The 20,210-nt window shown below is 35.1% G+C and carries 20 protein-coding genes; 8 read left to right on the forward strand and 12 right to left on the reverse strand.

Annotated elements, in window-relative coordinates; translation table 11 throughout:
* Positions 1-116: 116 nt before the first annotated feature.
* Entirely contained in the window at positions 117-1,805 is a 1,689-nt protein-coding gene (gene ettA, locus AWV75_RS06980; RefSeq protein WP_002986653.1) for an energy-dependent translational throttle protein EttA, read from the reverse strand.
* A gap of 627 nt (positions 1,806-2,432) precedes the next feature.
* Here ettA and AWV75_RS06985 point away from each other — a divergent pair.
* Complete coding sequence (locus tag AWV75_RS06985; protein WP_060873704.1) at positions 2,433-3,632, forward strand: hypothetical protein; 1,200 nt, start codon at positions 2,433-2,435, stop codon at positions 3,630-3,632.
* A gap of 63 nt (positions 3,633-3,695) precedes the next feature.
* Here the strand turns inward: AWV75_RS06985 and AWV75_RS06990 are convergent, their stop codons facing one another.
* Positions 3,696-4,187, reverse strand: coding sequence for a hypothetical protein (locus tag AWV75_RS06990; RefSeq protein WP_060873705.1), 492 nt, complete (start codon positions 4,185-4,187; stop codon positions 3,696-3,698).
* A gap of 200 nt (positions 4,188-4,387) precedes the next feature.
* Here AWV75_RS06990 and AWV75_RS06995 point away from each other — a divergent pair, with 200 nt between their 5' ends.
* A complete protein-coding gene (locus AWV75_RS06995) occupies positions 4,388-4,576 on the forward strand; it encodes a hypothetical protein (protein WP_060873706.1) in 189 nt (62 codons plus the stop codon).
* Between the two features lie 180 nt (positions 4,577-4,756).
* Here AWV75_RS06995 and AWV75_RS07000 read toward each other — a convergent pair whose 3' ends face one another.
* Together AWV75_RS07000 and holA are read right to left on the reverse strand one after the other, a co-directional pair.
* Positions 4,757-4,945: a CAL67264 family membrane protein gene (locus tag AWV75_RS07000; protein ID WP_002986661.1), complete on the reverse strand. Its 189-nt coding sequence runs from the start codon at positions 4,943-4,945 to the stop codon at positions 4,757-4,759.
* A 10-nt stretch (positions 4,946-4,955) separates the two neighbouring features.
* Positions 4,956-5,960 carry a DNA polymerase III subunit delta gene (gene holA, locus AWV75_RS07005; RefSeq protein WP_060873707.1) on the reverse strand — a complete coding sequence of 335 codons (1,005 nt, stop codon included), beginning with the start codon at positions 5,958-5,960 and terminating at the stop codon, positions 4,956-4,958.
* A gap of 52 nt (positions 5,961-6,012) precedes the next feature.
* Here holA and AWV75_RS07010 point away from each other — a divergent pair, with 52 nt between their 5' ends.
* The 4 genes from AWV75_RS07010 to AWV75_RS07025 all read left to right on the forward strand — a co-directional run bounded on the left by AWV75_RS07010 (position 6,013) and on the right by AWV75_RS07025 (position 9,518).
* A complete protein-coding gene (locus AWV75_RS07010; protein WP_060873708.1) occupies positions 6,013-6,471 on the forward strand; it encodes a type I restriction enzyme HsdR N-terminal domain-containing protein in 459 nt (152 codons plus the stop codon).
* A 9-nt stretch (positions 6,472-6,480) separates the two neighbouring features.
* Positions 6,481-7,488, forward strand: coding sequence for a glycosyltransferase family 2 protein (locus AWV75_RS07015; protein WP_060873709.1), 1,008 nt, complete (start codon positions 6,481-6,483; stop codon positions 7,486-7,488).
* 76 nt (positions 7,489-7,564) lie between these two features.
* Positions 7,565-8,398: an OmpA/MotB family protein gene (locus AWV75_RS07020; RefSeq protein ID WP_060873899.1), complete on the forward strand. Its 834-nt coding sequence runs from the start codon at positions 7,565-7,567 to the stop codon at positions 8,396-8,398.
* A gap of 169 nt (positions 8,399-8,567) precedes the next feature.
* Positions 8,568-9,518, forward strand: a complete 951-nt coding sequence (locus AWV75_RS07025) for a metallophosphoesterase (RefSeq protein ID WP_060873710.1) — start codon at positions 8,568-8,570, stop codon at positions 9,516-9,518.
* A 2-nt stretch (positions 9,519-9,520) separates the two neighbouring features.
* On the opposite strand, the gene AWV75_RS07030 is transcribed toward AWV75_RS07025, so the two are convergent.
* On the reverse strand, positions 9,521-10,495 hold the full coding sequence (locus AWV75_RS07030; RefSeq protein WP_060873711.1) for a DUF4421 family protein: 975 nt from the start codon (positions 10,493-10,495) through the stop codon (positions 9,521-9,523).
* Between the two features lie 15 nt (positions 10,496-10,510).
* On the reverse strand, positions 10,511-11,989 hold the full coding sequence (locus AWV75_RS07035) for a hypothetical protein (protein ID WP_060873712.1): 1,479 nt from the start codon (positions 11,987-11,989) through the stop codon (positions 10,511-10,513).
* 324 nt (positions 11,990-12,313) lie between these two features.
* On the opposite strand from AWV75_RS07035, the gene rfbA reads away from it, so the two are divergent.
* Positions 12,314-13,195 carry a glucose-1-phosphate thymidylyltransferase RfbA gene (gene rfbA / locus AWV75_RS07040; protein WP_060873713.1) on the forward strand — a complete coding sequence of 294 codons (882 nt, stop codon included), beginning with the start codon at positions 12,314-12,316 and terminating at the stop codon, positions 13,193-13,195.
* Positions 13,196-13,200: 5 nt separating this feature from the next.
* On the opposite strand, the gene rfbB is transcribed toward rfbA, so the two are convergent.
* The 6 genes from rfbB to AWV75_RS07070 all read right to left on the reverse strand — a co-directional run bounded on the left by rfbB (position 13,201) and on the right by AWV75_RS07070 (position 19,096).
* A complete protein-coding gene (gene rfbB, locus AWV75_RS07045) occupies positions 13,201-14,223 on the reverse strand; it encodes a dTDP-glucose 4,6-dehydratase (RefSeq protein ID WP_060873714.1) in 1,023 nt (340 codons plus the stop codon).
* 112 nt (positions 14,224-14,335) lie between these two features.
* Positions 14,336-15,454, reverse strand: coding sequence for a DNA polymerase III subunit beta (gene dnaN / locus AWV75_RS07050; RefSeq protein ID WP_002986677.1), 1,119 nt, complete (start codon positions 15,452-15,454; stop codon positions 14,336-14,338).
* Between the two features lie 80 nt (positions 15,455-15,534).
* Positions 15,535-17,223, reverse strand: coding sequence for a gliding motility-associated ABC transporter substrate-binding protein GldG (gldG, locus tag AWV75_RS07055; RefSeq protein ID WP_060873715.1), 1,689 nt, complete (start codon positions 17,221-17,223; stop codon positions 15,535-15,537).
* Positions 17,223-17,942 (reverse strand): gliding motility-associated ABC transporter permease subunit GldF, encoded by a 720-nt coding sequence (gene gldF, locus AWV75_RS07060; RefSeq protein WP_060873716.1) that lies wholly within the window; start codon positions 17,940-17,942, stop codon positions 17,223-17,225. Before gldF ends, gldG begins: the two co-directional genes overlap by 1 nt.
* 13 nt (positions 17,943-17,955) lie before the next feature.
* Positions 17,956-18,252, reverse strand: coding sequence for a putative quinol monooxygenase (locus AWV75_RS07065; RefSeq protein ID WP_060873717.1), 297 nt, complete (start codon positions 18,250-18,252; stop codon positions 17,956-17,958).
* Positions 18,253-18,268: 16 nt separating this feature from the next.
* Positions 18,269-19,096, reverse strand: coding sequence for an SAM hydrolase/SAM-dependent halogenase family protein (locus tag AWV75_RS07070; RefSeq protein ID WP_002986684.1), 828 nt, complete (start codon positions 19,094-19,096; stop codon positions 18,269-18,271).
* Between the two features lie 96 nt (positions 19,097-19,192).
* On the opposite strand from AWV75_RS07070, the gene AWV75_RS07075 reads away from it, so the two are divergent.
* Positions 19,193-20,179 (forward strand): PhoH family protein, encoded by a 987-nt coding sequence (locus AWV75_RS07075; protein ID WP_060873718.1) that lies wholly within the window; start codon positions 19,193-19,195, stop codon positions 20,177-20,179.
* Positions 20,180-20,210 lie beyond the last annotated feature (31 nt).

The following is a 20,210-nucleotide window of genomic DNA, read 5'->3' on the forward strand; positions in this document are numbered from 1 at the left end:
AAATGAAGAATAGGAGCTAAGAGTAAATTTCGTTTGAAGTAAAAAGAAATTGCTCTAAAAAAAAAGGGATGGCTTACAGTTGTAAGCCATCCCTTTTATCTATCAAAAATATCGAATTATCGAACTAATTTTTTGTATTTCAAACGCGTTGGAGCAACATCTCCTAAACGTTTCTTACGGTTTTCTTCATATTCAGAGAAAGAACCTTCAAAGAAATACACTTGTGAATCTCCTTCAAAAGCCAAGATATGCGTACAAATACGGTCTAAGAACCAACGGTCGTGGGAAATCACTACTGCACATCCTGCAAAGTTATCTAAACCTTCTTCTAATGCACGTAGTGTATTAACGTCCAAATCATTCGTAGGCTCATCTAGCAGCAATACGTTTCCTTCTTCTTTCAACGTCATGGCTAAGTGTAATCGGTTGCGCTCTCCTCCAGATAAGGTAGCTACCTTTTTATTTTGATCTGATCCACCAAAATTAAAGCGACTTAAATACGCTCTAGAATTTACCTGGCGACCACCCATCATGATTAATTCTTGTCCATCACAGAAATTTTCCCAAATTGATTTTTCAGGATCAATATTAGAATGCGACTGATCCACATAAGCAATCTTCACCGTATCTCCAATAGCAAATGTTCCTGCATCTGGTGTCTGTTCTCCCATAATCATGCGGAAAATAGTTGATTTACCAGCACCATTGGGTCCAATAATTCCAACAATACCCGCTTGAGGTAACGTAAAGTTTAAGTTGTCATACAACAACTTATCACCAAACGCTTTTGCAACACCTTTAGCTTCGATTACATTCGTTCCTAAACGAGGTCCATTTGGAATGTAAATCTCTAAATTTTCTTCCAATTGTTTTTGATCCTCATTCAATAACTTATCGTAATTCTGTAACCTTGCTTTTTGTTTCGTTTGACGACCTTTTGCCCCTTGACGAACCCAATCCAACTCGCGCTCCAACGTTTTACGACGTTTAGATGCTGTTTTCTCTTCTTGTTCTAATCGTTTTGCTTTTTGGTCTAACCAAGAAGAATAGTTTCCTTTCCATGGAATCCCCTCTCCTCTATCTAATTCTAAAATCCATCCTGCAACATTATCTAAGAAATAACGGTCGTGCGTTACAGCAATAACAGTTCCTGCATATTGTTGTAAGTGTTGCTCTAACCAATGTACAGATTCTGCATCCAAGTGGTTGGTAGGCTCATCCAATAACAATACGTCTGGATTTTGCAACAATAAACGACATAAAGCCACACGGCGACGCTCTCCTCCTGATAATACTTTAATTGGTGTATCTGGATCTGGCGTACGCAAAGCGTCCATCGCAATCTCTAATTTTGTATCCAATTCCCATCCTCCTACAGCATCAATCTTATCTTGTAGTTCTGCTTGTCTATCCATAAGTTTCTGCATTTTATCTGCATCTTCATACACTTCTGGTAAACCAAACATATCGTTAATCTTATTGAATTCATCAAGAACGGCTACAATCTCAGCAGCACCTTCTCTTACAATTTCGATTACCGTTTTCTCTTCATCTAATTCTGGTTCTTGCTCTAAATACCCCACAGTAAACCCTGGAGCAAATACAACATCCCCTTGGTAATTCTTATCAACACCAGCAATAATCTTCAATAATGAAGATTTACCTGAACCGTTAAGACCCAAAATACCAATTTTAGCCCCATAAAAGAAGCTCAAATAAATGTCTTTTAAAACTGTTTTGTTTGTTGATGAGTACGTTTTACTCACCTTCGACATGGAAAAAATTACCTTTTTATCGTCTGACATAAAGTAAAAAATTGATTGAATAATGATGTAATGCTCTTGTTATCACTCACCCTGAGTACGAACAATAGCATCGAATACCCCAAAAATACACATTATTACGGAGATAAGAAATAATTTTCAATAGGGTAAAAATAATAATCTTGTTGTGAGAGGGTGGGGCGATGAGAGGGTGAGACGGTGAGGTTGTAAGTCGATGATAGGTAAAATCTCGTAGTACCAAATGGCAATTTGCCAAGTAACAAGATAAATTATGGGACGCCTTTTCGTTTTTTTTGCAAAAGGCTTTTTTGCAATCATATTCTTTAATCGAGAAATCTTACGACTTCACAAAGAGCAAACAACAAACCTCATAAAAAACAAACCTCACCATCTATCTCACCTATTTTATATTGGTTTTGGTGTTCAATGAATCTACACTGCGTTCCGATTTCACCGCCTCACCACCTCACCACCTCACCACCTCACCCTTTTTATCAAAGCTTCACGTACTCTTTTTTACTTCAAACAAATAAAAATCAAAACAAGCAACTGAAAAACAACAACATACAACCCTATGTTATTTTATCAATATTTAATCTAAATAAAAATAAGTTATATTACATTTGCCCCATCATTAAATAATCAATTATGTTTACCAAAAAATTCACCAATTTTGCAGTGATTTTACTGCTTAGCGTTTTTGTTTTCGGTTGTAGTAGTGACGACTCAACGACAGAAGAACTAACCTTAACACTTAAAGCGAGTACTGAACGACTTTTATTAGGAGAAGACGTTTCTTTTGTTGTATTAGACAACAAGGGGAAAACAATCACAGACGCTACCATCCTCGTGGACAACAAAGCTATTGTAGGCTATACGTATAAAGCACCTGCAGCTGCTATATACCAAGTGGTAGCGACGAAACGCAACTATCAAAACAGTGCTCCTATTACCCTTACGGTTGCAAAAGAAACGTTAAACATAAAAGCCAATAAAGAAGTGGCTAAGGTGAATGAGACTCTTACATTCTCTGCCCTTAACAGTGAACAAAAAGACCTAACAACAGGGGTTATTTTTTATGTTAATGCCAAACCTATTGAAGGCAATACTTACACCGTTAAAGCAACAGATATCCCTCTTCTTAAAGTTTACGCAGAGCGAACAAACATTAAATCCAATGAAATTGCCATTCAAATAGAGCAGGAACAACACAATTTAGCTCAACTAATCCGTGGAAAATGGAAATTAGAGAATGCAGCTTCACACGATATCATTTATAATTTTTATGCTGATGATACGTTTAACTTTGTATACTTCGGTACGCTAATGCAAGGAGAATACAGAATACTTGGGGATAAAGTTCACTTGGATGTAATTTCTTCTGGTATGAAAATGACGGATTATTCTATTATTGAAGTTAAACAGTACATTTCTACTAATGAATTAGATGTACTATTAACCGTATCAGGTATTCATGAGCAAGGGCAAGCTGGCCGTTTAATTCGCCAAAAAGAAGATGTTGTCCTAGACGTACAACAAATGATTGGTACTTGGAAAGCAGAGCTCAATGGGCAAAAAGTTTTTACCATTACCTTCAACGACAATGGTTCATGTTCCGTAATTCAAGCAGAGAATACCACAGGGATTGCAAATATGGAAACGGTACAGTACATGAGTAAATACGAAAAATATTCCGCTAATACGCTTATTTTAGAAAACCGCAACGGTGCCTATACGTATTACTTAACAATAGAGGAATTTCTCCATGCAAATGAAATCAAAGCGACATTATTTGAATATGTTTTATTCCCTCAAAAATCGAGTGCATTAATTTTGAAAAAAATGTAAGTTGATTCTAATCTATTTCTAAAAAAGAAGCTCATTAGTAGCTTCTTTTTTTTATGCTTCTTTCTAATTAAAAATGATCCAGATGGACACCACACAAAACAACATAAAGCCCGTAAACAAAACATAGTTTTGATACTGATTGACAGTTAAGGGTTCAGTCCCCGAGAGTTTGATTAATCCAATAATCGTTGAAAAAGTCAATACAACAATCAAGACGAGACTAAATCCATTAAATCCAGATGACAAAAGGGAGGAGTAATCGCGCTTTTCCGTTTTCACACGGACCACTTGTTTATACAAAGTCGTTCGATTTAAAACAACAACATCTTCTTTGACAAAATCCTGGTCTAAAGAAAACTCCGTTCCCTTATCGGTATAAAAATGATAACCGGTAACCGTGTTGCTTTTGCCTTGTTTGATGAGGCTATAGGCCACTATTGTTTCCTCAGACTCCTGATAAGGAAACAAGAATAAATCGACAAAAACCATACTGACTGCAAAGAGAATGGCGACCAATCCCCAAACTACGTATCTTCTATTTTTAATATCAAACATGATTATACCCCGACTGGAGAGTTAAATGCGTCTTTCTTTTCATTGCTCAAATCTTAAAAACGGTTAAATCAACTCCTATTATACAATTGAAAACTCACTATATGTTAAAGTTTTTAAAAATAGTAATTAATCGTTCAAAAACACCCAAAATAATCAAATTTTTATTTGTATATTTAAAGTAATAAAAACACACAAATTGTATGGAAAGATTTTTTAGAACGATCCGTTTTAAAGACCTACAAGAGCAGGATGTTGATACAACCCAATCGGTAGGCGAAAACTTAAATTATCCACTAAGTGAGGCTGATATGCCAGCTGGACTGTACGTAGATTTAGAAGAGGAAGAAATAGATTATTACGATGAGTACGCAGAGCACCTTGGAATTTAAGCACATAGGATCTTGTAACTGATTATTCGTTTTTGACAAAAAAACAACAATCAATTACAAGATTTTTTATTTTTAACTATTTTCTTCTTTTTAACTAGCTTTTGTAGTTTTAATTCAAGCTAGACAGTAAAGAACACTTTCTTATTTTTTGACGTTGAACAAAACATCAGTCAAAAAAACTTATACGCGTCCTTTTAAGGCATTAAATACCCAAGCAATGGCTAAGAAGCCAACTCCAACTGCTGCGAATCCCCAGCCTGCTATTTCGTAGTATTTTAATGTGCCCAGGGCAATCAATACAATTCCCATCAAAATCATAATTAAGGTTGCATACCCTAATATTTTATTCTTATTCAAATTATTCGCCATTTCCTCTGTTTTAATTAAAGATCTTCATCAACATTTCTTTCAACAAATCGCCTTGTGGCAATTGTGCTGCTCCTACTCCTTTTCCTTTTAAATCTACCTCTTTCAGGTGAGCAATAATTTGACTTACTCGCCTCATCGGATAGGTTTTAAAACCCAATTCGTAATCTTTTATTGCGTACTGTACGATTTTTAACTGTCTCATCGCGTTCTGCGGTGATTTATCTTGCAGTCCGTGGTACAATAGCAACTTAGAGAAATAAGCATAAACAATGCCAATTGTGACAACAAACGGATTATTTTTTGGGTTTTGTGCAAAGTGGTTTGCTATTTTATACGCTTGTAATTGATTTCGATCGACAATCGCTTTCATCAATTCAAAATTATTATAATCCTTACTGATGCCAATATTTTTCTCAATCACCTCAGCCGTAATAGGCTGTCCTTTGGGTAAAACAAGAGTCAATTTATCTAATTCTTTGACAATCTTAGATAAGTCATTCCCCAAAAACTCGATCAGCATCGCAGCCGATTTTGGATCAATACTATAGCCGCGTTTGGCTACTGTTTGTTGCAACCACCCTTCTAGCTTATAATCTTTCAAGCGATTACTTTCAAAAAGCACCGCATGTTTTTGCAAACTTTTATATAGCTTTTTGCGCTTGTCAATTGTTTTATACTTATAACAAAATACCAATACAGTTGATGGTTGGGGTTGATTGACATAATCATCCAACTGCTCAATAGTTTTGGCTAAATCCTGGGCTTCCTTTACAATGATCACTTGTTTTTCTGCCATCAAAGGAAAGCGTTTTGCATTCGATACAATATCTTGAATGGTAACATCTCTCCCGTAAAGTATCATCTGATTAAATCCTTTTTCTTCTTCAGTCAAGACATTACTTTCGATATAATCCGCAACATTATCAATGTAATAAGGCTCATCTCCCATTAAAAAATACACTGGGGCAATGGTCTTATTCTTAATATTCTTTACGATTTCTTTGAGTTGTTCCAAAATATAATTTACTTAAAATTGTACTATTCGCTTAAACAAATATCTTTGTATTATGCAAAGATTAAACTTTCCAGCTTTTAATTTCCGATTCAAAAATAGTGAAAATAAGGTAGCTATTTTTGATGTGATCCGTAAAAAATTTATTCTTCTAACTCCTGAAGAGTGGGTACGACAACATGTCGTACACGATTTAATGGAGCATAAAGGATATCCTATTTCGCTTATTAGTGTCGAAAAAATTGTCAAGATCAACGGAATGAACAAGCGTTACGATGTTGTAGTCTTTAAACCCAATGGATCAATTGCCATTCTCATTGAATGTAAGGCTCCTTCGGTTGCCATTACCCAACAGACTTTTGACCAAATTGCGCGCTACAATTTTCAACTGCGCGCAGAACATTTGTACGTAACCAATGGATTGAATCACTACTTCTGCCAGATGGATTATGAGAAAGAAAGTTATTTCTTTTTGCCATCGCTACCGAACTACACTACCTTTACAACTGAATAAAAGAGGATTATGGGGAAACAATTTGCACTAGTTGTCTTAAACTGGAACGGCAAAAAACTTTTAGAAACATTTTTACCTGCCATGGAGCAATTTTCACCACAAGCTAACTTGTACGTAGTTGACAATGCTTCTACGGATGGGAGTCAAGCGTTTATTCAGGAGGCATTCCCTACGGTAAAAATCATCCAAAACAACGGAAACTATGGCTATGCAAAAGGGTACAATGAAGGATTAGCAGATATAACTGAACCCATACTCATTTTAATCAACTCAGACATTGAAGTAACCCCAAACTGGTTAACTCCTATTGCAGCTTTGTTTGATGCAAATCCAGACCTAGCGATTGTACAACCCAAAATACTCGATTACAAAAACAAGGCGTATTTTGAATATGCAGGAGCGGCAGGAGGTTATATTGACAAATATGGCTTCCCTTATTGTAGAGGGCGTATTTTTGATTCTATTGAAAAAGACGAAGGACAATACGATGATGTAGTCGATATTTTTTGGGCGAGTGGAGCTTGTCTGTGCATTAAAAATGAAGTGTTCCAGGCTTTAAATGGCTTTGATGAAGATTTCTTCGCACACCAAGAAGAAATCGACTTGTGTTGGCGTGCTCAAAATAGAGGCTATCGCATTCAATATTGTGGTTTCTCAACTGTATACCATGTAGGTGGGGCAACGTTAAACTACAACAATCCAAGAAAAACCTACCTCAACTTTCGCAATTCCTTGATGATGTTGTACAAGAATTTACCAGCTCATCACAAGTTTAGTACGATATTCATTCGCCTTTGCCTGGACGGTATTGCAGGCATTCGTTTTCTGTTGCAATTCAAACCCAAGCATTGTTGGGCGATCATTCGATCGCATTTTGCCTTCTATAAACGCATTCGAAAACTCAAAAATAAAGTAGAATTCACAAGCATTAACAATTATTTCACAGAAAAATCCGTAATTTTTTCGTACTTTGTACTTAGAAAAAAGAATTTCATTATAATTCGAAACAAACAATAAATAATTTTTACTCAGATATGCCAGAATCTCAATGCTTTTGGTATATTTGACTCAAAATTCAATCATTTTTTTATTTATGAAAAAAGTAGTTTTAGGTTTATCAGTTTTGGCTCTTGCACTTACGTCATGTGGTACAAAACAAAAAATTGCTGATTTAGAAGCAAAAAACAAAGAAGTACAAGATTTGTTAAACACTTGTACAATTCAATTGAACTCTGCACTTGCTGAGAAAAAAGTTTTATCAGACCAAGTACATGATTTAAAGAAAAACACATCTGATTTGATTAGCAACGTAGGTAACTTAACCATGTTATCTTCAAAAGGGGCTGACAACTTAGAAAAATCTTTAGAAAGTTTAAAAGAAAAAGATTTAAAAATTACAAGATTACAAGACGCACTTACTAAGAAAGACTCTGTGACTTTAGCTTTAGTAAAAAGCGTGAAAAAAGAAGTTGGGTTTGACGATCCAGATATTGAAGTTAACGTAGAAAAAGGAGTTGTATACATTTCAATTGCTGACAAATTGTTATTCAAATCTGCTAGTTACCAAGTAAATGATAAAGCGAAAGCTGTATTAGCAAAAGTAGCTAAAATTGCAAAAAGCAAACCTGATTTTGAATTAATGGTTGAAGGACACACAGATAACGTGCCTATCAAAAACACAATGTTTGAAGATAACTGGGATTTAAGTGTGAAAAGAGCAACTTCTATCGTTAGAGTATTACAAAAAGATTTAGGATTAGATCCTAAACAATTAGTAGCTTCAGGACGTGGAGAATATGTGCCTCTAGTTGACAATGATACTGCTGAAAACAAAGCAAGAAACAGAAGAACTAGAATCATCTTGATGCCAAAAATCGATCAATTCTATGATATGATCGAAAAAGAAATGAAAGAAATGAAAAAATAATCATTTTCTTAATAGTAATAAAAGCCACTTGTTTACACAAGTGGCTTTTTTTATTTCTTTTTTTCTTTAAAATTAGAAGATTATTTATTTGTTTCTTTCTAAGAATATTAGTATTTTATTCTTTTATTTAAACCAACTACTAACCATTTTTTTCATACATACCTAAACTATGAATCGAATTCAAAAAAACTTTAACAATTTTGATATTATCGGTGATATACATGGTCACAGCAACGATTTAAAAAATTTATTAGGTGCCTTAGGCTACAAGTTAAAAGGCAACTGCTACCAGCATCCAGAAAGAAAAGTACTCTTTTTAGGCGATTATATTGACCGCGGTGTAAATGTTGTTGAAGTACTAGAGATTATCAAAAATATGGTAGACAATGGAGAAGCCATCGCTTTAATGGGAAATCACGAATACAATGCCATTTGTTACAATACCCTAACTGCGGATGGAAGTTATCTGCGCGAACACAGCAAGAAAAATTTTAATCAACACGCCATTACCATGGCTGCTTTTATGCAAAAACCCAACTTGTATAAAATGTATATTGAATGGTTTAAAACACTTCCACTATATTATGAGAATGATTCCTTTCGCGCAATTCACGCTTGTTGGGATGAAGATAGCGTAGCTTATCTTAAAACGCGTCTCTTGGATAATTGCTTGACAACGGATCTTCTCGAAGAAGCCAATACAGCAGATACTCCTTTGTATCATGCCGTAGAAATTGTATTGAAAGGAAAAGAAATCAACTTACCCAACAATCAATCTTTTATTGATAAAGATGGAATCATTCGCCATTCGTTCCGGGTAAAATGGTGGGAAGAACCTCAAAAACCACATACGTTAAGTACGGTAAGTGCTTCTGTAATTAAACACTTCACTGATGAAGCAGTAGATGTTCAAGATGTGAATTTCTATACGAAAGAAGCTAAGCCTGTATTCTTTGGGCATTATTGGATGAAAATAAATCCAAATCGAACACCTGTAATCTTAACTTCAAACACTTGTTGCTTAGATTATAGCGTAGCTAAAAATGGTCATCTGGTTTGCTATCGTTACAGTGGAGAACAAGAGCTAAATTCCAAAGCTATCAATTTCATCAAGGAATAAAACTAATAGGTAGAAGGATTCAACAAATCAATCAAGTCATATTGCAAGATTTTTGGATCCTTTTTCATTGAAAAACGCTTAGTCAAAAACAAGGAAAAACTCTTATTGGACAACTGGGTGGTATAGCCCTCTACTTTATCAAAGTACATTGCACTTAAGGATGATCGTATTCCTATTCCCCATCCTTCTCCTTGATAAGCGAGATTGAGTGTACTCGCTATTTGCCCATTCACATAAAACACCGTATTTCTTGTTTGAAGATTTTCATCAAAAATGCCATTAATACCCACACTGAAAGAGGGAGAAACCAAAAATTTTTTCCAAAGAACCCAATTGTAAGCATAGCCAACAGTTGGACCAAAACTAAAACTTCGCCTGTCATTTCCCTGTATTCCTTCAAACAATTCAGGCGTATTTTTAATAACAGTTAAAAAACTAGTTGCTCCGATTAATAGAGCTCCTGCCGATTTTTTCTGTATGCTATTTTTGTTATTCGCCGCTCCGATTGAGAATTTATCTGAATTAAACACATATGTAAATCTTCCTCCATACATATTAATTCTCAAATCATTAAAGCTAAGATAGGTCTTACTATTTTCATCATAACGATAAAACCCTTTATATTGCTGAAAGTAAAAATCGACCAGAAATTTTTTGCCAACCAAATGATATTGTAAATCAACCGTACTACTTTTTCCTTTTTCTTTATCGCGCATTCCCGAAAAACCATGGCGATAACTCAAAGAAGAATTTTTCCAAGAAAAGGCTAATCCAATGTTTAAAGGTCGATTAGGTTCAAACGTAAACTCCTCTTTTTCTTCTTGATAGTTTAAAGACAAATACTCCTGTGTCAAACTTGTCGATACTCCATAGGTATGCTTGTATTTTCCAATATACAACGAATCCACTTGAGCCAAACTACAAGTGCACCAAAGCAAGCTAAAGCTCACTAAAAGTAGGTTCCTTTTACTCTCCAATCTCAGGTTGTTTATTTAAGTGAATAATTCTTCTATTTTCTGAATACCATCACGCTGGCAAATAATACGATAACGTTTATATTCCGTATGATCTTCATATTCAATCTGGGAGATAAAATTAATATAATAAACTTTATCTGCATAAAATCCAATCACTTGATCATTTTGCTCATCTAAGCTCAGCACCGAAACTTTGGGATTGTCCATGCGCTGTAACAATCGCGTTAGATTAAATCGAAAAATATCGTGAACACCTTTGAAAAAATAGGTGCTATTCTTCATCATTTCTCCCCGGTCTAAAGAGACTTTCTTCCGGTATAACAATATTTTTTCATTGTGAATTCTATTTTCAACTTCTAATAAAACGGAGCGATTTCGAATATTGAGAATTTCAGAAGGCACTTTTTCATCCGTAATAAAATCAACCGCTTCTTTAATCCATCCTATTTGTTTTCCCTTGATACTTATCGATGTTTTATTGTCAAAGTACTTTCCTCCTAATTTACCTGCAAAATAAAAGCGCATCAATTCCTTTATTCGATCTTTGAGCATATACCCCACAACCAAAGCAACAAATAAAGGCATGGTGAAGTTGCCATATTTTTGTTGAAAAGAAAAGGCGACAACCGTTGCAAAAACCATGGATATTCCTGCAGCAAGACTATAATACACCTGCTGTACAAAAACTCCATCACTATCTTTTTTTTTATTTGATTCTAAAATTAAATCGGATTCTACGTATTTATTTAGCATGGCATAGCGGTAAATAACAGCTTGATTGGTTGCCTTTTCATTGGCTTTAATGAAACTATACCCCATATTCTTCATATAGGCCTGCTCTGATAAAATCAATTGTTTCACTTGCTGCTGTAACAATTGAAAACGCTCATCTGCTACGAGCATCAATTGATCTAACAATAAAAAACTATAGCGCAATAAGGTATAGGATAAATATTCATCTGCAAAACTGAAATAATTCAAATATTCCTTCCCTGTTACCGATTCATTTTGGTGTAATTCTTCTTTTAATGCTCTATACTTATCGCGGATGGATATACTCGAATTGACGTAGGTCTGGATTAAATCCGCATGTTGATCTTCTGTCACTTGTTTGAATTCAGTAACCGCATTGCGCAAGGCACTTCTAAAAATAGCCATGAACATCTTCAGCTGAAACTCTATTTCATATACATTTATCTCCGTTTCTTCTCTCAACAAATTCTGGGTAGCGGCACTCAAATTATTGTAAGGAATCGCTCCTTCATCCACAATAGCAGCGAGCTTATACACAGGCGTAATGAAGCGTACTTTAGATTTTACATCCGAATAAAACTGATCTTTAGAATACGTCATTTTATTCAAATCTAACGTATTAGGCATGAAAATCCACGTATTAATTGTAAAATCGCTTTTATGCGGATTTTCCCCCTTAATAAAGCCAACTTTCATTTCTAAAGTATACGCATCATGCGATCGAACTTTGATATCTAGCATTTTAATTCTATTTAAAATTACTTTACTCCTACCTGTCTTGTGTAATATTTGAAGATCGTCCTAATAGCTTCTTCACAGCGCAGATTTATACAAATTTAATTATAAAAACCACATATTTATACCTTTACCAATTTCAAAGTTTACCTCCCCCCTTTCTTGTCGTATAAAGCAATGCTTCTCTATGCTATTTCAATTTTCTACTGCTGACTCTACTAATTCCATGTAAAGTTTTTGATTCAATTTCCCCTTAAACAAAAATCTTTACTTATCTTTCAACTCTCATTGGTACTCACTTTACCTTGAGTTCTAAAAAAACGCAATACTATGAAGGGAATTATATTGGCCGGTGGTTCAGGAACACGTTTACATCCTCTTACCTTATCTATATCGAAACAGCTTTTACCCGTTTACGATAAGCCAATGATTTACTACCCTTTATCCACGCTCATGTTAGCGGGAATTCGCGATATCCTCATTATCTCGACACCTCGAGATTTACCTTTATTTGAATCATTATTAGGAAATGGTGTACAATTGGGGATTCGACTCTCCTATGCTGTACAACCACAACCTGAAGGAATTGCACAGGCCTTACTTATTGCAGAGGACTTTATTGGAAACGATCCGGTTTGTTTAATTTTAGGTGACAATATTTTCTACGGCAATGATTTAAAAAATAAATTACAACAGGCGATAACTGCTGTACAAGAAGAAGAAAAAGCCGTTGTGTTTGGTTATACAGTTAAAGATCCACAGCGCTATGGCGTTGTTGAATTTGATGCGCAACACAAGGCCATTTCCATTGAAGAAAAACCAACCAATCCCAAATCCAACTTTGCTGTAGTTGGCTTATACTTCTATCCCAATAGTGCTGTAAATTATGCTAAGACATTACAACCTTCTGCTCGTGGTGAACTGGAAATAACAAGTTTGAATAACCTATACCTGCAACAAGACAATTTATCCGTTCAACCTCTAGGGCGCGGTTTTGCTTGGCTCGATACGGGAACACACGAATCTTTAGTAGAGGCTACTGAATTTGTAAAAACAGTAGAAAAGAGAACGGGACTTAAGATTGCTTGTTTAGAAGAAATTGCCTTATACAAAAAATGGATTTCTATTGATACCTTAGCAGAACATATTGCCCCTTTTAAAGGAGAGTATTACGACTATATTCGAGACAATATTCGCTTCTTGCAAAATTAAATCCCTTACTTTCTTTGCCCAATGGCAGTAATCCAATCTTGATTAGCTAAATACCAAGCCACGGTTTTTCGCATGCCTTCTTGCACATTTTCAGCAGGCATCCACCCGAGCGCTTGTAATTTTGTTGCATCGATTGCATATCTGAAATCATGTCCTTTTCGATCTTCTACAAAGCAAATTAATTGTTGACTCGTTCCTGGTTCTTGTTTTAATTCTTCATCTAATAGTTTACATAAAAGATGCACTAATTCAATATTTTTCACTTCATTAAAACCACCTACGTTATACGTTTCACCCTGTTTTCCATGATCGAATATGAAGTGAATGGCTTCTGCGTGATCTTCAACATACAACCAATCGCGAATATTTTCTCCTGTTCCATAAACAGGAATAGGTTTTTGCTGTAAGATATGTTGAATCGTTAAAGGAATTAATTTTTCTGGATATTGATTAGGCCCGTAATTATTAGAGCAGTTGCTAATTAAATAAGGCATTTGATAGGTTTCTCCATAAGCGCGAACAAAATGATCAGCACTTGCCTTAGAAGCAGAATAAGGCGAATTAGGCGAATACGCTGTGGTTTCTGTAAATAAACCTTCACTCCCTAAGGTACCATAAACCTCATCTGTACTAATGTGGTAAAACACCTTTCCTTCCCAATTGTTTCCCCATAATTGGCGAAAAGCATTCAGTAGTACAACTGTTCCCATCACATTTGTTGTTACAAAAGCCAACGGATCAGCAATGGAACGATCGACATGCGATTCTGCTGCTAAATGAATAACATGAGTAAATTGATAGGCTTCAAATAATTGCTGGATGAAGTATTCATCTCGAATATCTCCTTGTACAAATTGATAATTGGGGTAATCTGCTATATCTTGGATATTAGCTAGATTTCCAGCATACGTCAGTGCATCTAAATTGACAATTATGTCATCCGGGTAAGCCATCACAAATTTGCGTACAACATGACTTCCTATAAAGCCTGCCCCACCAGTAATTAAAATGCATTTTGAAGATTTCATTCGCTTATCTATTATCAATAACAAACAAATATAGCTATAAAAAAGCTACGCATACCAAGGTATGCGTAGCTTAATTTAATCAAAAAAGATCTATTGTATAGTCCTTTTTGTATTAGTTATTTAACATAACAGGCATTACAAGCATTGTTACTGCTTCTCCATCTTCTAAACCATCTACTGGAGTTAAGATACCTGCTCTGTTTGGTAATGACATTTCTAATTGAATCTCATCTGATTGAAGATTGTTCAACATCTCCAATAAGAATCTTGAGTTAAATCCGATTTGCATATCGTCTCCTTGATAATCACAAGTTAAACGCTCATCTGCTTTGTTTGAGTAATCGATATCTTCTGCTGAAATATTCAACTCTGTACCTGCAATACGCAATCTGATTTGGTGTGTCGTTTTATTTGCATAAATAGCCACACGACGAACTGAATTCAAGAATTGAACTCTATTCAATAATAATTTATTCGGGTTTTCCTTTGGAATTACAGCTTCGTAATTTGGATATTTCCCGTCGATTAAACGACACGTTAATGCATAATTATCAAACGTAAATTTTGCATTCGAATCGTTAAATTCAATTACTACATCCGCTCCAGACGCCATTAAAATATTCTTTAAGATATTCAATGGTTTCTTTGGCATGATAAAACTAGCTTCACTTGGTGAAGTAATATCTGTACGCGAATATTTAACTAACTTATGTGCATCCGTAGCAACGAAAATTAATCCTGTCGGTGCAAATTGGAAAAATACCCCTGACATTACTGGTCTTAAATCGTCGTTACCTGCTGCGAAAATTGTTTTGCTAATCGCTGTTGCTAATACACCAGCTGACACTTCTGTTCTTGACGGATCTTCTAAGCTCTCTGCTTTAGGGAATTCATCTCCTGCAGAATAAGCTAAAACATATTTTCCAACATCTGAACTAATTTCAATCGTATTGTTTTCCTTTACTGAGAAAGTCAATGGTTGCTCAGGAAATGTCTTCAATGTTTCCAACAATAACTTAGCAGGAACAGCAATACTTCCTTGACTAGTTGATTCTATCTCTAGACTTGCAGACATTGTTGTTTCCAAGTCAGACGCTGAAACTCTTAAGATATTATTATCCAATTCAAACAAGAAATTGTCTAATATATGTAAGGTATTACTACTACTAATAACACTTCCTAATACCTGTAATTGCTTCAACAAATAGGAACTCGATACTATAAATTTCATATTAAACTATTTTTATACGTAAAAGGCTTTACACCTACAAATATATTCGATTAACTTCAATAATAAAAGCAGAATTTGCACTACTTTTTAACAAAAGCCTTTCTTTTAAAGAAAGAAAATAAAAATCCAATCACCAACAGAACGACAATCGGAACAACTAACACAATAAATTGGATGGTTGCATACTTTTCAAAAACCTTCATCTTATCTAAAACTGGAATTTTAACTTCCTTAGTACGAAGGTTAATCAGTCCAGAATCATCCAATAAATAGTTGACAGCATTAAACAAAAACTCTTTATTTCCGTATAGCTTATTGGTCCATTTATCATAGCCCAACTCCATCGGTTGATAGTCCTGATCCAATTGATTTTTAATGATATCTCCATCACTTATCACAATCATTTTCGTTTCTTCGCTTTGTTTCTTCGCATTTGGTAAAGCAAATGGCAATACTCTATTTTCAAAAACAGACTTAAATTGTCCTTCTAACAGCACACCCAATACATAATTTCCTTTTCCTTTATATAGTTCAGGAGTGGTTTCTTCATTGAGCATATCTAAGGTTATCTCTGCTGGAGTACCAACAGTCAATGAATACTGAGAAGATTGTAAGAGTACTGTTTTTCGAATACCATTTTTCAAGGTATCAATTGGTGAAGCAAAATCCATGCGAACCCCTTCAATATTCTTCACAATAGGATGATTGGATTCGGGATAAACAAATGGAGCGAATTTCCAAATAAACTCTCCATATTGTGTCTCACTGCCTTGACGCCCCAATGCTAATTTTATCGGAGTTGCCACCTCATCTTTTACCAGAAGTGGATTTATACGTACACCATATTTAAACAACATCTCTCCCAAAGATTGATCCTTTGGATAGGCCAACATCGTTCCTTTGGCGCGTAAACTATCAAAATCCGCTTGCACTTGATCTAACAACCACAAGGTTTTTCCACCATTCATAATGAATTGATCCAAAACCTCTATTTGTTTTTCATCAAATTCTCGTGTTGGTTTTGCAACAATAGCCAAATCAAATTCCTTCAATTGAGCTAGCGTTTTTTCTGGTGCTTTAGCAACTGAATCTAACGTAAAAGGCGCGATGTGGTAATTTTCTTTGGCCGAAATTAAGAAATCTGCAATATATTGATCTTCTAATTGCCCATTGCCTTTTAAGATTGCAATCTTTTTCGATTTAGGTGTATTAATCTTTGCAATAGCTTCCGTAAAAGCGTATTCCAAATGTTGAATAGAAGTCAATACTTTCTCTTCAGTATTCGCTCCAATCATATTTTTCAACAATTGAACCTTTACCATTTGTTCTCCTTTGCTAACAAAAGCCCAAGGGAATACTAAAGATTGAGATTGAATCCCTTTATCATTAACCGTTAAGGTAACAGGTTTCGCCCCTAATCCATATAGGTTGCTTACAATTTGATCTTCTGTTCCGCCCCCTTCTTCTAAAGGATTGACAAAACGGAATAAAATATTTGAATTTTCAGCACTAAATTCTTCTAGTAATTGACGCGTCTCTCCTTGTAGTTTGACAAACTCTTGAGAAAATTGACCTTCTAACAGAACCTCAATTAAAATAGGCTCTTCTACCTGATCAATAATTTCATTGGTAATTGGAGAAAGCGTATAGCGCTTGTCTTGAGTCAAATCAAAACGGTGATGTACCAATGCTCCTATACCGTTTAACAGTACAATTCCAGCAATAAAACTACCAAGCTGAACAATATTTTTCTTTGTCTCTCTTTTCATTATTTGCGCAATTGATTAATTCGGAATACAGTCAAACTCAAAAATAAAGCAGAAAAGGAGATGAAGTAAAGTAAATCTCTGGTATCAATTACTCCCCTAGAAATACTGCTAAAGTGAGCATGTATTCCCAATTTGCCAATACCGTGTAAGGCTTGTACAGTATCTAATAAAGTTAATCCATAAGAAGCGAACAGACAAAACAAGACCGCTAAGATAAAAGAGACTACTTGATTACTAGTCAAGGAAGAAGCAAAAAGTCCCATGGCTACATAGGCTGCTCCCAAAAAGAGAAGTCCTAAATATGAACCAATAACACTTCCTAAATCAAACGTTTGTCCTGCTAAGAGATACTCTTGCAACACCCAAACGTACACCAAGGTAGGTAAGATCGCTAAGAGTACAAGCGTAAGTACCCCAAAAAACTTACCTAAAACAATTTGCCAAGGCGACAAAGGTTTAGTTAAAAGCAATTCTATGGTTCCTTGTTTAATTTCTTCCGAAAAACTTCGCATAGTCACCGCGGGAATTAAAAACAAAAATACCCAAGGTGACAAAAAGAAAAAAGGAGATAAATCGGCAAATCCACTTTGAGGGATATTATAATCTCCATCCAAAACCCAAAGGAAGACTCCATTGACAATTAAAAAGACAATGATTACTAAATAACCGATTGGCGATCCAAAAAAGGATTTAATTTCGCGCAAACACAGTGCTTTCATAGAGTAAATGCGTTTATTTTAACGTAGCGTATTTATCCACACTCCACGCTTCAGCTTTTTCTTTGAATAATTTCTTGAAATAAGGCCAAACTTCTCCAAACAACGTTGATTTTTTATACGTATCTAAATCTGATTCTTCAGACCAATAGCTGTAAGTAAAAAAGATATTAGGTTGATGTTTATCTCTGTATACTTCTAGAAATTGACAACCAGGGAAGTTTCGAATTTGGTCTTTGTATTTTTCAAAATGATTTAAAAAATCATCTATTTTATCCTCTTGTAAGGTAAGTTTCACGATACGTACAAACATATTTTTTTACTTTAGATTACTCTTCACTAAATTCTATAAACAACTGATCTTCTAAATGCACGCCTAATAACGTTCGGATAGAACCACCAGGTTCATTTGTTGTTGAATACATAATCGCCACGACCAATTGTCCAACTTCATTAAACAAAGCGAGTAATTCTCCAGCTTTATTGAGCAATTCACTTGGATCATTGACATTAAAATCGGCGTAGTATTCATTTATTTTTGTAATTGTACGATTTTTTATTCGAATACCAAAGTTTCTTCCCCTTCCTACTTGTTCAAACAATTCTCTCGAAATATTCGTCACTAAATTTCCGAATTTATCTTCGTACACGTATGTTCCAATAATGAGATTAGGTTTAACCGTGAGATTTTCAAGCAATAGATTCATCTTATACAAAGAATCAATGGGTTGTCCGATTGCTTGTAGCTCCTTTCCTTCGCACAATTGGTAAGCACAGTAGACAAACACATCATTTGTACTCATGCCTTCTACGTGATTAATCGCAACAGCTTCTTCAAACTCATGCGTACCAAGTGCAACTGCAATGGCGCCATTATCCGTTCCGATAAAGTAATGATCTTGATATTTCACGCATATAGCAGCCGAGAAAGGCAAGATAGCAGAGGCCACAGATAGAATATGAATGGTTCCTTTTGGAAAATGGCTATAAGCCATAGAAAGCACAAAACCAGCATCTGCCACTCGATAGTTTCTCACTCCATGAGAAATATCAACTACATTACAATTTTGAATATTAGAATATATCTTCCCCTTTAAAACCCCTACATAATAATCCGTATATCCAAAATCAGTTGTTAATGTAATTATTCTCTGCATTATTTTTTAGTCTCTATTTTTATAAGAAAAATCAATTTTTTATAGTAGATTTGAAATACAAAATTAGACTATTTTTTTAATTAATTCGTATTAGTATTGAACGAAAGAATAATAGAACTATCGGAAATTAGCCCTAAAGAGTTTTGGGGACCTCAAGACATCCACTTAGACGTTTTAAAAAAGCTTTATCCTCGTGTTAAAATAATCGCAAGAGGATCTCTATTAAAAATATATGGAGAAGAAGAAGTTTTAGATGAATTTGAACGAAAATTTGTCCGTTTGGTCAAATACTTCACTCGATATAATAAGATTGATGAAAATGCGATTGAGCGCATTATATTGGATAGTGACATCCAACAAACCACTGCTTTAGACGATGTCTTGGTACATGGTGTTGGAGGAAAACTAATCAAGGCCATGACGGAAAATCAGCATAAATTAGTCAAATTTGTGGAGAAAAACGACATGGTTTTTGCTATAGGCCCTGCGGGTACTGGAAAAACTTATACAGGTGTTGCTTTGGCCGTTCGCGCGTTAAAGAACAAAGAGGTCAAGCGTATTATTCTAACACGTCCTGCAGTAGAAGCTGGTGAAAACTTAGGTTTCTTGCCTGGGGATATGAAGGAAAAATTAGATCCTTATATGCAACCCTTGTACGATGCTTTACGGGACATGATTCCTCCACAAACCTTAGAAGACTATCTATTCAAAGGCGTGATTCAAATTGCCCCCCTAGCGTTTATGCGAGGTCGTACATTAGACAATGCTTTTGTAATTCTAGATGAGGCACAAAATACCACCCATTCTCAGATGAAAATGTTTTTGACTCGTATGGGAAAAAATGCCAAGTTTATCATTACTGGAGATCCAGGGCAGATTGACTTGCCGCGCAAAGTTTCTTCTGGACTAAAAGAGGCTATAGAAATTCTGAAAGATGTTGAAGGCATTGGAATGCTTTACTTGGATGACAAAGATATTGTGCGCCATAAATTAGTAAAACGCATTGTAAATGCTTACAAAATTGTAGAGGACAGACGAGATACAATCAAACCAGATGATTTAAAAAAGGGTGAAAACAATTAAGTTTTCACCCTTTTTTTTAATATTCAATTAT

It is taken from the genome of Myroides odoratus (genome assembly GCF_001549985.1).
Taxonomy (GTDB): Bacteria; Bacteroidota; Bacteroidia; order Flavobacteriales; family Flavobacteriaceae; genus Flavobacterium; species Flavobacterium odoratum_A.

Excerpts from the sequence above, each read along its gene's own strand:
- ettA (WP_002986653.1), bottom strand. The coding sequence starts at position 1,805 with ATGTCAGACGATAAAAAGGTAATTTTTTCCATGTCGAAGGTGAGTAAA.
- AWV75_RS06985 (WP_060873704.1), top strand. The coding sequence starts at position 2,433 with ATGTTTACCAAAAAATTCACCAATTTTGCAGTGATTTTACTGCTTAGC.
- AWV75_RS06990 (WP_060873705.1), bottom strand. The coding sequence starts at position 4,187 with ATGTTTGATATTAAAAATAGAAGATACGTAGTTTGGGGATTGGTCGCC.
- AWV75_RS06995 (WP_060873706.1), top strand. The coding sequence starts at position 4,388 with ATGGAAAGATTTTTTAGAACGATCCGTTTTAAAGACCTACAAGAGCAG.
- AWV75_RS07000 (WP_002986661.1), bottom strand. The coding sequence starts at position 4,945 with ATGGCGAATAATTTGAATAAGAATAAAATATTAGGGTATGCAACCTTA.
- AWV75_RS07010 (WP_060873708.1), top strand. The coding sequence starts at position 6,013 with ATGCAAAGATTAAACTTTCCAGCTTTTAATTTCCGATTCAAAAATAGT.
- AWV75_RS07015 (WP_060873709.1), top strand. The coding sequence starts at position 6,481 with ATGGGGAAACAATTTGCACTAGTTGTCTTAAACTGGAACGGCAAAAAA.
- AWV75_RS07020 (WP_060873899.1), top strand. The coding sequence starts at position 7,565 with ATGAAAAAAGTAGTTTTAGGTTTATCAGTTTTGGCTCTTGCACTTACG.
- AWV75_RS07025 (WP_060873710.1), top strand. The coding sequence starts at position 8,568 with ATGAATCGAATTCAAAAAAACTTTAACAATTTTGATATTATCGGTGAT.
- AWV75_RS07035 (WP_060873712.1), bottom strand. The coding sequence starts at position 11,989 with ATGCTAGATATCAAAGTTCGATCGCATGATGCGTATACTTTAGAAATG.
- rfbA (WP_060873713.1), top strand. The coding sequence starts at position 12,314 with ATGAAGGGAATTATATTGGCCGGTGGTTCAGGAACACGTTTACATCCT.
- rfbB (WP_060873714.1), bottom strand. The coding sequence starts at position 14,223 with ATGAAATCTTCAAAATGCATTTTAATTACTGGTGGGGCAGGCTTTATA.
- dnaN (WP_002986677.1), bottom strand. The coding sequence starts at position 15,454 with ATGAAATTTATAGTATCGAGTTCCTATTTGTTGAAGCAATTACAGGTA.
- gldG (WP_060873715.1), bottom strand. The coding sequence starts at position 17,223 with ATGAAAAGAGAGACAAAGAAAAATATTGTTCAGCTTGGTAGTTTTATT.
- gldF (WP_060873716.1), bottom strand. The coding sequence starts at position 17,942 with ATGAAAGCACTGTGTTTGCGCGAAATTAAATCCTTTTTTGGATCGCCA.
- AWV75_RS07065 (WP_060873717.1), bottom strand. The coding sequence starts at position 18,252 with ATGTTTGTACGTATCGTGAAACTTACCTTACAAGAGGATAAAATAGAT.
- AWV75_RS07070 (WP_002986684.1), bottom strand. The coding sequence starts at position 19,096 with ATGCAGAGAATAATTACATTAACAACTGATTTTGGATATACGGATTAT.